Origin of the sequence: Streptomyces sp. NPDC006208 (assembly GCF_040613775.1) — a bacterium.
GTDB lineage: Bacteria > Actinomycetota > Actinomycetes > Streptomycetales > Streptomycetaceae > Streptomyces.
Genome location: NZ_JBEXSW010000048.1, coordinates 1 through 13,088, shown reverse-complemented (window position 1 = coordinate 13,088; position 13,088 = coordinate 1). Strand labels below are relative to the sequence as shown.

Genomic DNA, 13,088 nt, shown 5'->3' with positions numbered 1-13,088 from the left:
CGCCTGTTGCCTAGCGTCACGAGTCGTGACTGTTGAGTATCTTTCAGAAGATCAGACAGCCCGGTATGGACGTTTCGCCGGGGAGCCGTCAGCGCAGGAGCTGGAGGAGTTCTTCCGGCTGGACACGGTGGCGCTGGAGCAGGCGGCGGCCAAGCGTCGGCCTCACAATCGGCTGGGCTGGGCGGTTCAGTGGGGCACCGTACGGATGCTGGGCACTTTCTTGTCGGCATCGGCCGAAGTGCCGCCTGGGGTGGCCGAGTTCGTCGCGGAACAGTTGGGGATCGATGATCCGTCGTGTCTGAAGCTGTACCCGGAGCGGCTGCCGACCCCCACCCAGCACGAGCACGCCCGCGAGATCCGGAGGCTGCTGAAGATCCGCGACTTCGAGGACGGCGACCTGGCCCTGCGGGAGTACATCGCCGGGCGGGTGTGGGTGTCGAACGAGGGGCCGCGGGCGCTGTTCGACCGGGCGGTGACGTGGCTGCTGCGTAACCGGGTGCTGATGCCGGGGCTCACTCAGCTGGCGCGACTGGTCGGTGAGGTCCGTACCGGCGAGCAGTCGTTGATCTACTCGGTGGTGGACGCCCCGGTGGAGCCGGAGTTCCGCCGGGGGCTGCTGGAGCTCCTCGACGTCCCCGAGGGGGCCGCACGGTCTGTGCTGGAGGGGTGGCGCAAGGGTCCGCGGGATGTGTCGGGGCGGGGGGCAGAAGGCCGCGTTGGAGCGGACGCGGGACATCCACGGGGTGAAGTCCGGTGAGCTGGACTTGTGGCGGGTGCCGCCGGTGAAGCTGGCGGAGCTGGCCCGGTACGGGATGAGCGCGCATGCGCCGACGCTGCGCAGGCTGGCGGAGCCGCGGCGTACGGCGACGGTGCTGGCCACGATGCGGCACTTGGAGGGGGCCTCGGTCGATGACGCGCTGACGCTGTTCGATGTGTTGATGGCTACGAAGCTGCTGGCCCGTGCGGAGCGTGAGGAGGACAAGGCGAAGCTGAAGGGCCTGCCGCGGCTGCGGAAGGCGGCGGTCTCCGTGCTCCTCGAGGTGCCCATCGAGAGCGACGGCGGTGAGGGTGGCGGGGAGCCGGTGCCGCTGAGTGTGGCTCAGGCGTGGGAGCGGATCGAGCAGCTTGTCACCCGGGAAGAGTTGGCCAAGGCGATCGTGGAGCTCGGCGAGCTGCTGCCCGAGGGCACGGACGAGGACGCGGATACCGCCTGGCGCAAGCAGCTCCTGGAACGGTACGCGACGGTGCGGCCGTTCACCTCGCTGCTGGCGGAGGTGATTCCGTGGGGTGCGACGCAGGCCGGTACGCCGCTGGTGGAGGCGCTGCGGGAGCTGCCGAAGGTTCAGGCTCGGCGCAAGCCCGGTCCCGAGCACATCGACGCGTCGCTGCTGGACGGCACGTGGCGGCGCCTGGTGCTGGGTAATCCGCTGCTGGCGGCGAACGGGTACATCGACAAGCATGCGTGGACGTTCTGTGTGCTGGAGGGGCTGCACACGGCGCTTAAGCGCCGGGATGTTTTCGCCAGGGGTGCGGACAACTGGGGTGATCCGCGGGCGAGGCTGTTGTCCGGGCCGGACTGGCAGGTCAAGAGGCCGAGGGTGCTGACCGCGCTGGAACTCTCGGGCAGTGCGGACGAGCACCTGGGCGAGCTGGAGGTGCTGCTGGATGAGATGTACGCGCATGTCGCGGAGGGCCTGCCCCAGAACGCGGCGGTGGGCATCCTGGAGGGGAAGATCCGCCTGGACCGGCTGGAGGCGGAGCCCGAGCCCGTGGGGTTCAAGCCGGTGCACGACGCGGTGCAGGCGATGCTGCCGAGGGTCGACTATCCGGAGTTGCTGCTGGAAGTCCATGCCCGGACCGGCATGTTCGACCCCTTTGAGCACATCGGCGGGAAGGTCGCCCGGCCGCAGGATCTTGACCTCACGCTCACCGCGCTTTTGGTCAGCAAGTCCACGAACATCGGGTTGGAGCCGGTCATCAAGCCGGGGGAGAAGGCGCTGACCCGCTCGCGGTTGTCGGCGGCGGACTGGGGTTACTGGAACCTGCCCGGTGTGAGCGCCGCTTCCGGTCTGTTGGTCGGCCGGCAGGGTGATATCGACCTCGCCTCGGACTGGGGTGGCGGGCACGTTGCCTCCGCCGATGGGATGCGCTTCACTGTCCCCCTCAGGTCTATACATACCAGGCCGAACCGGAAGTATTTTTCGACGGGTCACGGGGCGACCTGGCTCAACGTCGTCTCGGACCGGGTGATGGGTCTGGGCGGCATCGTGATGCCCGGCACGCTGCGTGATTCACTCGGCATCCTGGACGCGATGTTCAATCTCGACGGCCCGGTCCGCCCGGAGATCGTGATCACCGATACCGGTTCGTACAGCGACCTTGTCTTCGGGCTCTTCGCGATCTGCGGCTACCAGTTCTCCCCCAGGATCGCCGACATCTCCGACGCGCGGCTGTGGCGCCTGGACATGTCCAAGGACTACGGGCCGCTCCAGCCGGTCTCACGCCAGCGCGTGCAGGTCGAGCGGATCCGGCAGAACTGGGAGGACATGCTCCGCGTCGCCGGGTCGTTGCAGACCGGCAAGGTGCGGGCGTACGACCTGCTGCGGATGATGACCAGCGGCGACCGCATGACGGGCCTGGGCGACGCGTTCGCGCACTACGGCCGGATCTTCAAGACCCCCCACCTGCTCCAGTTCATCGACTCCGAGGGATACCGGCGCATGATCGGTGCCCAGCTCAACATCGGCGAAGGCCGCCACGCGCTGGCCCGGAGCATCTTCTTCGGACGGCTCGGCGAACTCAGGCACGCCTACCGGGAGGGGATGGAGGATCAGTTGGGGGCGCTGGGCATGGCGCTGAACGCGGTGGTCTGGTGGAATACCCTCTACATGGACGCCGCCGTCAAGGAGCTTCAGGCCGGCGGGCTGACCATCTCACCGGAGATCCGTTCCCGGCTCTCTCCGCTGGTCCACGAACACATTAATTTCCATGGCCGGTACCCGATCGTCCGCTCCCACGGCGACGGTTCGCTGCGCCCGCTGCGCGACCCGGCCGCCTCCGAGGAATAACCTCGGTCAGCCGACGGGGATGACGTAAGCGCGGGCGAAGTGGTGCCGATGTGGGCCTCGTGGAGGTGTCCGGCGATGACGTCGTCGGTGCCGGACGCCTTCGCGGCAGGGAGCAACGGCTTGGCCGTCGCCGTCGCCCTGACCCAGGGTGATGGCTGGCCGTGCTGCCTGAGGCGCTCTCGGCGTCGTGTCCGTGTCCGGTTCACAGCGGGTGGCGTGGGTGGGGGCGGACGGTCGTCACGGGGGAGGTCTGGGCGTTGGCCGGGCGGAGCATCTGTCCGGCCGCCAGTTCGCGGTAAATGGGGCTGCTGATGAGTAGTTCCTCGTGACGTCCGCGGGCGGCGGTGCGGCCGTTGTCCAGTACGACGATCTGGTCGGCGTGCTGGACCGTGGAGAGCCGGTGTGCGATGACCAGCAGGGCGCATTCCCGGGCGACGTCCTTCATCACTGTGGTGAGCGCGGTCTCATTGATGGTGTCGAGGTGGGAGGTGGGCTCGTCGAGCAGGAGGATCGAGGGGCGGGCGAGCAGGGCGCGGGCCAGGGCCACCCGCTGGCGCTCTCCCGCCGACAGGGTGCCGCCGCGTTCGCCGAGCAATCCCGACAAGCCGCCTGGCAGCCGCCGCACGACGCCTTCCAGCTGGGCGAGCTCGACGACGTGTTGCACTTCTGCCTGGGTGGCTTCGGGCGTGGCGTAGGTGATGTTGTCCCAGAGGGTGCCGTGGACGACGTGGGCGTTCTGGTCGACGACGGCGATGCGTCCGCGGCATGCGGTGCGGCTCAGTTCGGTGGCGGGCAGGCCGTCGAAGAGCAGGGTCCCGGAGTCCGGTTCGTGGAATCTGGCGACGAGGGCGAAGATCGTGCTCTTTCCGGCACCCGACAGGCCGACCAGGGCCGTCTGCTGCCGGTGGGGGACGGTGAACGAGACGCCGCGCAGCACCGGCCGGTCCGGGTCGTAGCCGAAGCTGAGATTCCGCAGGGCGAGGGCGGGCTCCTGGTACGAGAGGGTCTGCCGGGCCGCCTCGCGCGTGCATGCCCGTACGGCCGGGGTCTGCTGGGAGGGCTCCGCCGGCAGGGAAAGTGCCTGCTCGATGCGCTGGTAAGCCCCCATGCCGCGCTGGATCAGGCCGACCGCCCGGAAGACCGAGGACAGCGGAAGGACCAGGTAGGAGGCGTACAGCAGGAAGGCGACCAGGTCGCCGAGGGAGTTGGCGTGGCCGTTGACCCGCAGGCCGCCGATGACCAGGACGATCAGGAAGGAGCCCTGGACGGCGAGTTCGACCGCGGGGCTCATCACGGAGGCGAGTTTCGCGGTCCGTACGCCGGCGCTGTACGCCGCCTCGACGCATTTTCCGATGCGGGCCGCTTCACGGTCCTCGGCTCGGTGAACCCGGACCATCGGCAGGGCGCCGAGGGCGCGTTCGAGGTCGGCGGCGATCGCGCCGACGGAGGTCTGCATGCGTTCGGAGGCAGCCCGGATGCCCTTGAGAAGCGAGGCGACGATCACGGCGGCGGTAGCTACGGTGAGGGCGACCAGTAGGAGCAGCAGCGGGTCGATCCACACCATGAGGACGATCGCCCCCGCCGCGACGAGGGCACCCGTCACCAGATCGACCAGTGCCTGGGAGACGACTTCTCTGAGCAGGGTGGTGTCGGCGGTGACCCGGGAGATCAGGTCGCCGCTGCGGTGCCGGTCGTACTCCCGCATCTCCAGCCGGAGCAGCCGCCCAACCAGGCTGTGGCGCAGCCCTCGTACGATGCTTTCGCCCATGCGCTCCAGAACGAAGCGGCCTACTGCGCCGGTCGCCGCTTCGGTGACGAACAGCCCGGCGAGGAGCAGCAACAGTGGCCACAACATCTGTCCGCGCCCGCTCGCGTCCACGACGTGCTTGGCAGCGAGCGGCTGGGCAAGCCCGAGCGCCGAGCCGACGAGGGTGAGTACGGTGGCGACGGTGATGGAGGCCCGGTGGCCGGTGGTGAGCCGGTACATGGTGGCGACCGCGGCCCGGGTGGAGCGGTCCCCCTCGGCCGCCTGCTGCGCCTGATCCACGACGGTGTCGGTCATCGGCCTGATCGGCTCCCGGGAGCGACCGTGATGAGCCGGGTGAAGTAGTCGTCGGGTACACCCTCGTCCACGGGGCGGCCGTCCGCCTCGATCCAGGCGTGCGCCGTGAACGGCGGCACCACGCGCACCCCGGTGCACCAGGCCGGCCAGCTCCCTCCCAGGCGGCACAGCAGCGCGGCTCCCAGCGACCGGGGCAGGCAGCCTTTCGGCCCGGCGCAGCGCAGGCTCACCGCGCACATCGCGTCCCGTGCGTTCTTCGCCTGTGCGGCGGTGGCCGGCGTGGCTCTGCGACACGCGAGGTGGAGCACGGCGCGGATCCGGCGGGGCGGCAGGAGTGAGAGCACGAGGGCGGGGATCAGGACGAGACGGGCGGCCAGGCGCCGGGCGAAGGGCACGCCGGTGGGCCGCTCCAGGGCGCTGGGCGTCGTCATTCGGCCAGCCCCGAGGCCCGCAGTTGCTGTACGAGGGCGTCGACGTCCTGCTTCGCCTGGACGAGGTCGATGTCGAACTCGTCGGCGAGCGCGGCGACCGCGGCAGCTTCGTCACCGCCCGCCATCAGCGTGTTGACCACCAGGGTGCCGGTGGGATTCAGCTCCCAATAGTCCCCGGCTCGTTCGTCCAGGAGGACCGTGCCGTAGTCCGTCTCGGCTGTGGAGACATTGGCGCCGAACTTCAATGTCATGCGTGTGCCTTTCTGCAGCGGAACGGTGGTCATGAGGAGGCGGGAGCCTTGGGCCCGGTGGTTCGGTGGAGGCCGCGCAGCCACACCTCAGCGGCGATGGTCGAGTAGAGGATCGCGTCGCGCAGTTCGGGTGTGGCCGGGCGTTGGGCGAGCCGGCGCAGGGCTGCGCCGTCGACCAGTCCGAGCTGCTCCAGCCGGGAGTCCTCCCAGAGCGCCAGCAGATCGGCGCGGTGTTCGCGCAGTCCGTTGGATGCGTCCATGGAAGCGGCGGCCTTGTTGGTGCGCCGCAGGCACGCATCGGGCACGATCCCGCTCATGGCGGCGGTCAGGAGGGGTTTGTACTGCCAGGGCGTGACACGCTCGCTCGGGCGCACGGCGAGGCATGCCTCGATGACGCGGTCGTCGAGGAACGGCGAGGCCATCGGTACACCGGCCCGGGCAGCCATCCGGTCCCACTGGCGGATGATGCGGGTGCAGGAAAGGATCTGTTCGAGGTCGGTGTGCAGGCCGCGGTCCGGGTGCAGCGGTACGGCGGTCAAGGCGGCCTCGCGCAGCGCCCGTTGGGCCATCCGTTCGGCGTCGGGGGTGACCCAGTCGAAGAGGCGAGGGGGCATGCCCCAGCCGAGGCTGGTGCTGACGGTGGCGGGTAGTGGGTCTCGCAGGCGGCCGCTGGAGTCGGCCAGCCACTTCCCGTACGGCCGCGAGTCGGCCAGCGCGCGTGCCGTGCCGCCAAGTGGCCACTGCCACAGGGCCCTGAAGCCGCGCAGCTGGCGCAGCGCGAACAGCGGGCGGGTGCGGAGCAGCCGGTGGTAGTACGCCTCCGAGCACCAGGCCACGTGGTCGCCGCCGATGCCGGTCAGGTGCAACCGGCTGCCCCGCTCCGCCAGGCCGGGCAGGTGGTGCAGGACCCTTGAGCGGTCCATGACGCCGATGGTCGGTTCGTCCAGCAGGTCATCGATGCCGAGCAGGCCCGTGTAGACGAGCGGCGAGGTATCGGCGTCCCACACCACATGGTCGATGTCCGGCAACGAGCGGGCGGCCTGTTCTGCCCAGTACAGATCGGTGTCGGCGGGGTCACGACCAGGCCAGGTGCTGGCCACTACCCGGGCCGGTGAGCGGTCCGCCAGGAAACAGACGGAGGTGGAATCCAGGCCGCCTGACAGGTCGCAGCTGACCACGCCACCCTGCCGGGTACGGGCATCGACCGCCGCGGCCAGGGCTTCGCGGACGAGAGAGGCGCCATCGGCGAGAGTACGTACCGGCTCCGGCGGTGCCCACCAGCGCGAGTGACGCACGCTCCGGCCGTCCGGCGAAACGATCAGCGCGTCCTGGGGAGACACGGAAGTGACGCCTCGCCACATGGGTGCCTCGGCGAGTGGATGGGGAATGGGCCACAGCAGCCGGACGGCCAGTTGCTCCTCGTCCGGGTCGACGCCGAGCGCCGCGGCGAGTACGTCGGCGCGGCTGGCAGCCACCTGTGTTCCGTCAACGGAGGCATGGAAGACCAGCCGGAGCCCGGAGGCGGTGCCCTGCACCCTGAGCCGCCCGCCGAGCGCGGCGACGAGATGGAAGCTCCCTGGAAGGGAGCGGGCCAGGGCGTCGAGTTCGGCAAGATCCCGCAGCCTCCCGGCATGGCGCTCAAGCTCTGCGGCATCGACCGGACAGCAGCCGATGACGGCGAGGACCGTGTGGCCGGCGCGCGCGGTGACGATCTCCTCATCGTGCCACCGCCCCACCAGCCAGGGCCGGCCCGAAGCGTGCTGCAGGATTCGCGTTCCGGGGCGGGCGAAGAAGCGGGCCACGGCGGCCGCGTCCTCCCGGTCGGTGAAGACCGTGAAGTGCGCGTCGCCGGGGCCCGTCCCCGCACTCTCGTGCAGTTCAGTCATGACGTCGGGTCAGGAACCGTCGCTCGTCAGTTCTTGCTCAGGATGAGACGGTCGTTGCCGGAGCTCTGCAAGAGCCCGGTCTTCTTCCGGAACGTCCCGAGCCGGACCAGCGTCGGCGCCTCGTAAGCCTTCTTCATGACTTCTCCTCACATGGGGTGTCACGACCGCCCCCTGGCCGGCCGGGAACCGGAGACCGGTTCACTGCCGTCCCGTCCAGGCTCATCGGGAGCCGGAACAAGGAAGCGGGTGTACCCAAATAGCTACGTGCATAGGTGGATGCCAAAGCAAGGTCACTAGAGAAAATGGGATGATCTGTAAAGTTCTAAAGTGGCCAGAGAGCTGTACTGCGGCTCACGAGGTTCGTCAAAAATGAAACATCAGGCGAGCGGGATGCGCGTAAGGACGGAAAAACGATTCGACCTGCGCATCGAGAAGCACACGGTGGGTGCGGCGAAGAGGGCGCGCCGACTGGAGCCGGACGGAGCCGCCGGGGCGCACTCCGATCTTGCCGCCGCGCTCCCTTCCCCGCTTCTTCTGCCTGAATGGCTGGATACTGCCGCCGATCCCCATTGCCTCGCAGACGGTCCAAGGGCAGGGGCAGGCCTCTCTATCGCGACCTCGATCGAGCAGAACGCGTATCCGCGGTTCAATCGGTAGAACCGCATGAGCCACATCCGTTCTTCTGAGGTGGTTTCCACGGACGCGAGTTGACCGGCCCGAACCGGGGGCCGTGTTCATAGGTGGTCGCTCGTGAAACACCGTGCCCCGCGCCGATCATGCTGCGGGTTTCATGTTTCATGTGTTGTTGCAAATAGCTCGACGGCTGAAACACCCTCATGAAACAGTCAGGGCTCGTGAGCGACGGCTTCAAGCGCGTGGAATCGCACGCCTGCCCGATGTCCACCTGTGCCGCCCCGGCGGGCTCGCCGTGCCGCACCGGCAAGGGCAAGGTGACCATCCAGTACCACACCGCCCGCTTCCGGCTGGTGCCAAAACTCGTCAAGGCGCTGAACGTACCGACCCCCGCCGTGCGCAAGCCCGGCTCGGTCTGGAACGAGCTGCCCCGGCCCAAGGGTGCCGGCACCGAGCCGGTCGGACACGTCCGCCTCGGCTACGCCCGTGCGTCCACGGCCCGCCAGTCCCTGGACCCCCCAGCTCGACTCGCTGACCGAGGCGGGCGCCACCCGGATCTTCTCCGAGAAGATCTCCACCCGCGCCACCCAACGGCCCGAGCTGGACAAGGCCGTCAAGCTCGCCGGCGAACTGCGCGCCTCCGGCGTCCGCGTCACCCTCGTCGTCCACGAGCACAAACGACTCGGCCCGCGGCATCGAGCTGGCGACGCTGGCCGAAGAGCTCAAGGCCAGTGACGTCGGCCTTCACTTCCTCACCGGTGAGCTCCAGGGCTCGCACGACCCCTCCGGCGTCGTATTCACCGTGCTGGCGGCTCTCTCCGGCATGGAACGCGAGTACATCCGCGACCGCACCCTCGAAGGCCACGAGTCCGCCCGCAAGCGCGGCAAGACCATCGGCGGGGCCAGCGTCACCGACACCGACATGCTCTCCATGGCCCTCCACCTGCGGGAGCAAGAGATGAGCCTCCGCGACATCGCCTCCCGCCTCGTCATCGCCAACGGCCAGAAGAAGGGCCAGCACCCCTCACCCGCCACCGTCATGCGCATGCTGCGCGAACACGACGAACCTACCCGGCCAGGGCGTCCCTCACAGGCGCCGGTCCGACGGGCGTCGGGCGTCACCCGCGGGGTGGGCAGCCGCGCAGGCCGTCGGCCCGCTGCTGTGTTCGCGCGAACACGTTCAGTTCAGCATGGCCCGCGCCGCCCGTGCCCGCCCCCTGATCGCCTCCGCCGTCGTCGGCTCGACCTCGGACACCACATCCGCGTACGCGTCCATCTCGTCGGCGCCTGTCAGGAACTCTCCTCGCTGGACCAGCAGTTGGGCCCGTTCGTAGCGCAGCCGGGCCGGGTGGGCCGGGAGCAGGAGCGACAGGTCGATCGCCCACAGGGCCACGTCCGAGCGCTCGGGCCGCGGCGCAGCCCAGGCGCGGATGTTGTTCAGGATGCGCAGCACCACCGCGAGCGGTGGGGCCGGGGTCAGCATCGACGGGGTCAGAGGCGTGCCCGTCGCGCCCGCGACCAGGAGTTCCGCATCCGGGCCGGTCAGGACGCGGCCGCCCGCGAAGGGGTCGGCCAGGACCTGCCCGTCGTGGTCACCGAAGCCGACGACGAAGTGTCCGGGCAGTGCGACCCCGTACACGGGCGCGCCCGCGCGGCGGGCGACCTCCGTCCACAGGACCGAGAGAAGGATCGGCAGGCCGCGGCGGCGCCGCAGCACCGCATGGAGCAGGGAGGACTCCAGGCGCTGGTAGTCGGCGGGAGCGCCGTGGAAGCCCTCGCGGGCGCCCAGCAGGTCGGCCAGCGCCGTCGCCCAGGCCTCGGGGGTGCGCAGACCGAACGGGAGCATCCCGGCGAGGCGGTCCAGCTCGATCTGGGCGGCGTCCAGGCCGGCCTCGTCCAGCGCGGGGTCCGCCTCGGTGCCGATCAGCAGGCAGAGCAGCGCGAGATCGGGACGTTCGGCGCGGGCCTCTTCCGCGAAACGCGCCCGCCACGATGCGTCGTACATATGCGACTCGTACCCCGTCTAGGCCGACCGGTAGTGGTGGTAGTGGTGATGAATCGCAAAACCCATCGCTTCGTACAGGGCGCGAGCCGCACCGTTGTCCGCCTCGACCTGCAGCCATGCCGCCGACGCGCCCTCGTCCAGGGCGCGGCGCGCCAGCGCGGTCATCACGGAGGTCGCGAGGCCCTGACGGCGGTAGGCCGGGTCCACCTCCACGGCCATGAAGCCCGCCCAGCGTCCGTCGACCACACACCGGCCGATCGCTGCCGGAATCTCCCCGGTGCCGGCAACCGTGGGGCCGGGTACAGAGGCGAACCACACCGAAGGGCCGCTGCCCAGCACCCTGAGCACATGTGGTCCGGGCACACCGATCCGTTGGTAGCGCCGTAGCCACGTCTCGTCGCACGATCGCGCGAGCCGCACCTGCGACACGTCCGCGTCCAGGTCGCCCACCGGCGCGAGCGCCCCGGTCTGCACCTGTGCCGACACCTCGCGCCGCCATCCGCGCGCCTCCAGCTCCGCGCACAACTGCTCCTGCGTCCCGGCGGCGCCGGTCGCCGTCTGTACGTACGAGGGCAGATCGCGCCGCGCGTACCAGGAGCGCACCCGCTCCAGCGCCTCGGTGAGCGGCACTCCGGGGTCGCCGAGCGGCAGCACCGAGTTGGCGCGCCGTGTGAAGCCGCCCGAGGCGCGCAGTTCCCATGCGCCGAGCCGCTCGCTCTCCACCGGCTGCCAGGCCCGCGCGGTGACCCTCGCGAGCTCCTCGAAACCCGCCGAAGGACCCTTCCTGCGGGCCGGAGCGGCGGGCACGACCTTGCCGGCGACCAGCGACGATTCCGCGATACGGACGCTCTCCCCGGACCTGCGAGTGATCACCAGCACACCCTCGTTCCAGGATGTGAGAACACCGACCGTGTCGGTGAACTTCTGAGCTCCCGCTTCACCCTCGCTCAAGCGCCGTACCGACACCCGTTTGCCCACGTCAGCAGGTGTGATACGAACCTCGAGCCGTCCGCCCGCAGTGAATTCCACAGCTCTGTGTGCCCCTCCTGTTCGGATCGTCCCCAAGAACGGAGATACTAGGGGCGGGCATCGACGACGCCGCGCTCCCGCGCAAGCCAGCCCTTACCGAGGAGGAACGACAGCGTGACCTACGTCATCGCGCAGCCTTGTGTCGACGTCAAGGACAAGGCGTGCATCGAGGAGTGCCCCGTCGACTGCATCTACGAGGGCTCCCGGTCCTTGTACATCCACCCGGACGAATGCGTCGACTGTGGTGCTTGCGAGCCGGTCTGCCCGGTCGAGGCGATCTTCTACGAGGACGACACCCCGGAGGAGTGGAAGGACTACTACAAGGCGAACGTCGAGTTCTTCGACGAGCTCGGTTCGCCCGGTGGTGCCTCCAAGCTCGGCCTCATCGAGCGAGACCACCCGTTCATCGCCGCTCTGCCGCCGCAGAACGGCTGATCACATCTCCATGTCCCCGGTCCCGTACGGTTCGTCGTCCGTACGGGACCGAGGTGTTTGACGCCCCACGTACCAGAAAGTGAGCGCCCCAGTGGCCGCAGTCTCTTCGCGCCTCCCCGTCTTCCCCTGGGACAAGCTCGAGCCGTACAAGGCGACGGCAGCGGCCCACCCGGACGGCATCGTGGACCTCTCGGTCGGCACGCCCGTCGACCCGGTGCCGGAGCTGATCCAGAAGGCACTGGTGGAGGCGGCGGACTCGCCCGGCTACCCGACGGTGTGGGGTACGGCGGCGCTGCGTGACGCGCTCACCGGATGGGTCGAGCGCAGGCTCGGTGCGGTGTCGGTGGCACACACCAACGTCCTGCCGGTCGTGGGTTCCAAGGAACTGGTGGCATGGCTGCCGACCCAGCTGGGTCTCGGTCCCGGCGACAAGGTCGCCTACCCGCGCCTCGCCTATCCCACGTACGAGGTCGGTGCGCGCCTCGCCCGCGCCGAAGCGGTTGTCTACGACACCGAGACACTCGCGGCCGACCCTGCAGGGGGAGAGCTCGACCCGGCCGGCCTCAAGCTGCTGTGGCTCAATTCGCCGTCCAACCCGACCGGCGCGGTGCTGGCCAAGGACGAGCTGGCCAGGATCGTCGCCTGGGCGCGTGAGCACGGGGTGCTGGTCTTCAGCGACGAGTGCTACCTGGAGCTGGGCTGGGAGGCGGAGCCGGTCTCGGTGCTGCACCCGGACGTCTGCGGCGGTACGTACGAGGGCGTTGTCGCCGTCCACTCGCTCTCCAAGCGCTCCAACCTGGCCGGCTACCGAGCCGCCTTCATCGCCGGTGACGCGGCCGTGCTCGGCGAGCTGCTCCAGATCCGCAAGCACGGCGGCATGATGACGCCGGCGCCGGTGCAGGCCGCCACCGTCGTGGCGCTCGGCGACGACGCGCATGTCACCGAGCAGCGCGCCAGGTACGCGGCCCGGCGCACGGCGCTGCGTACGGCCCTCACGGCGCACGGCTTCCGCATCGAGCACAGCGAGGCGAGCCTGTATCTGTGGGCGACGCGCGACGAGCCGTGCTGGGACACGGTGGCGCATCTGGCCGGCCTCGGCATCCTGGTGGCGCCGGGCGACTTCTACGGGACGGCAGGCGAGCGTTTCGTGCGGGTGGCGTTCACGGCCACGGACGAGCGCGTCGAGGCCGCGGTCAAGCGCCTGGGCTAGGCGGTCCCGCGGCGGGCGGGGCGGGGGGGGGGGCGCGGTCGCGGGTCGGGCGTGGCGCCGCGGCCGCGGCGCGCGGGG

Annotated in this window: 12 protein-coding genes and 1 pseudogene; 6 read left to right on the top strand and 7 right to left on the bottom strand. The window is 69.8% G+C overall.

Annotated features, from left to right (window positions below; translation table 11 throughout):
• Positions 1–25: 25 nt before the first annotated feature.
• Together ABZ208_RS31335 and ABZ208_RS31330 are read left to right on the top strand one after the other, a co-directional pair.
• Positions 26–757: a DUF4158 domain-containing protein gene (locus ABZ208_RS31335; RefSeq protein ID WP_356912837.1), complete on the top strand. Its 732-nt coding sequence runs from the start codon at positions 26–28 to the stop codon at positions 755–757.
• The gene (locus ABZ208_RS31330; protein WP_356912836.1) at positions 717–3,068 is read left to right on the top strand and encodes a Tn3 family transposase; all 2,352 of its coding nucleotides are present in this window, start codon (positions 717–719) and stop codon (positions 3,066–3,068) included. Before ABZ208_RS31335 ends, ABZ208_RS31330 begins: the two co-directional genes overlap by 41 nt.
• Before the next feature lie 202 nt (positions 3,069–3,270).
• Here the strand turns inward: ABZ208_RS31330 and ABZ208_RS31325 are convergent, their stop codons facing one another.
• From ABZ208_RS31325 to ABZ208_RS31305, 5 genes are read right to left on the bottom strand one after another with little or no spacing between them, the layout of a single operon-like run.
• Positions 3,271–5,130 (bottom strand): ABC transporter ATP-binding protein, encoded by a 1,860-nt coding sequence (locus ABZ208_RS31325; RefSeq protein ID WP_356912835.1) that lies wholly within the window; start codon positions 5,128–5,130, stop codon positions 3,271–3,273.
• Entirely contained in the window at positions 5,127–5,561 is a 435-nt protein-coding gene (locus ABZ208_RS31320) for a lasso peptide biosynthesis B2 protein (RefSeq protein WP_356912834.1), read from the bottom strand. The genes ABZ208_RS31325 and ABZ208_RS31320 overlap by 4 nt, the downstream gene beginning before the upstream one ends.
• Complete coding sequence (locus ABZ208_RS31315; protein WP_356912832.1) at positions 5,558–5,812, bottom strand: lasso peptide biosynthesis PqqD family chaperone; 255 nt, start codon at positions 5,810–5,812, stop codon at positions 5,558–5,560. The genes ABZ208_RS31320 and ABZ208_RS31315 overlap by 4 nt, the downstream gene beginning before the upstream one ends.
• 29 nt (positions 5,813–5,841) lie before the next feature.
• Positions 5,842–7,698, bottom strand: a complete 1,857-nt coding sequence (locus ABZ208_RS31310; protein ID WP_356912831.1) for a lasso peptide isopeptide bond-forming cyclase — start codon at positions 7,696–7,698, stop codon at positions 5,842–5,844.
• A 26-nt stretch (positions 7,699–7,724) separates the two neighbouring features.
• Positions 7,725–7,835 (bottom strand): keywimysin-related RiPP, encoded by a 111-nt coding sequence (locus tag ABZ208_RS31305; protein ID WP_107050258.1) that lies wholly within the window; start codon positions 7,833–7,835, stop codon positions 7,725–7,727.
• A gap of 982 nt (positions 7,836–8,817) precedes the next feature.
• On the opposite strand from ABZ208_RS31305, the gene ABZ208_RS31300 reads away from it, so the two are divergent.
• Together ABZ208_RS31300 and ABZ208_RS31295 are read left to right on the top strand one after the other, a co-directional pair.
• Positions 8,818–9,066: a hypothetical protein gene (locus ABZ208_RS31300; protein ID WP_356912830.1), complete on the top strand. Its 249-nt coding sequence runs from the start codon at positions 8,818–8,820 to the stop codon at positions 9,064–9,066.
• Positions 9,026–9,160: pseudogene (locus ABZ208_RS31295) on the top strand (recombinase family protein); the annotation flags it as partial. The gene ABZ208_RS31300 and the pseudogene ABZ208_RS31295, both read left to right, overlap by 41 nt.
• Positions 9,161–9,511: 351 nt before the next feature.
• On the opposite strand, the gene ABZ208_RS31290 reads toward ABZ208_RS31295, so the two are convergent.
• Both ABZ208_RS31290 and ABZ208_RS31285 read right to left on the bottom strand, forming a co-directional pair.
• Complete coding sequence (locus tag ABZ208_RS31290; protein ID WP_328396854.1) at positions 9,512–10,336, bottom strand: transglutaminase-like domain-containing protein; 825 nt, start codon at positions 10,334–10,336, stop codon at positions 9,512–9,514.
• 18 nt (positions 10,337–10,354) lie between these two features.
• Positions 10,355–11,365, bottom strand: a complete 1,011-nt coding sequence (locus ABZ208_RS31285; protein WP_356912829.1) for a GNAT family N-acetyltransferase — start codon at positions 11,363–11,365, stop codon at positions 10,355–10,357.
• Positions 11,366–11,479: 114 nt separating this feature from the next.
• Here ABZ208_RS31285 and fdxA point away from each other — a divergent pair, with 114 nt between their 5' ends.
• Entirely contained in the window at positions 11,480–11,800 is a 321-nt protein-coding gene (gene fdxA, locus ABZ208_RS31280) for a ferredoxin (protein ID WP_003985062.1), read from the top strand.
• A gap of 91 nt (positions 11,801–11,891) precedes the next feature.
• Positions 11,892–13,010, top strand: coding sequence for a succinyldiaminopimelate transaminase (dapC, locus tag ABZ208_RS31275; RefSeq protein ID WP_356912828.1), 1,119 nt, complete (start codon positions 11,892–11,894; stop codon positions 13,008–13,010).
• The last annotated feature ends 78 nt before the right edge of the window (positions 13,011–13,088 follow it).

Excerpts from the sequence above, each read along its gene's own strand:
- ABZ208_RS31325 (WP_356912835.1), bottom strand. The coding sequence starts at position 5,130 with ATGACCGACACCGTCGTGGATCAGGCGCAGCAGGCGGCCGAGGGGGAC.
- ABZ208_RS31290 (WP_328396854.1), bottom strand. The coding sequence starts at position 10,336 with ATGTACGACGCATCGTGGCGGGCGCGTTTCGCGGAAGAGGCCCGCGCC.
- ABZ208_RS31310 (WP_356912831.1), bottom strand. The coding sequence starts at position 7,698 with ATGACTGAACTGCACGAGAGTGCGGGGACGGGCCCCGGCGACGCGCAC.
- ABZ208_RS31315 (WP_356912832.1), bottom strand. The coding sequence starts at position 5,812 with ATGACATTGAAGTTCGGCGCCAATGTCTCCACAGCCGAGACGGACTAC.
- ABZ208_RS31320 (WP_356912834.1), bottom strand. The coding sequence starts at position 5,561 with ATGACGACGCCCAGCGCCCTGGAGCGGCCCACCGGCGTGCCCTTCGCC.
- ABZ208_RS31305 (WP_107050258.1), bottom strand. The coding sequence starts at position 7,835 with ATGAAGAAGGCTTACGAGGCGCCGACGCTGGTCCGGCTCGGGACGTTC.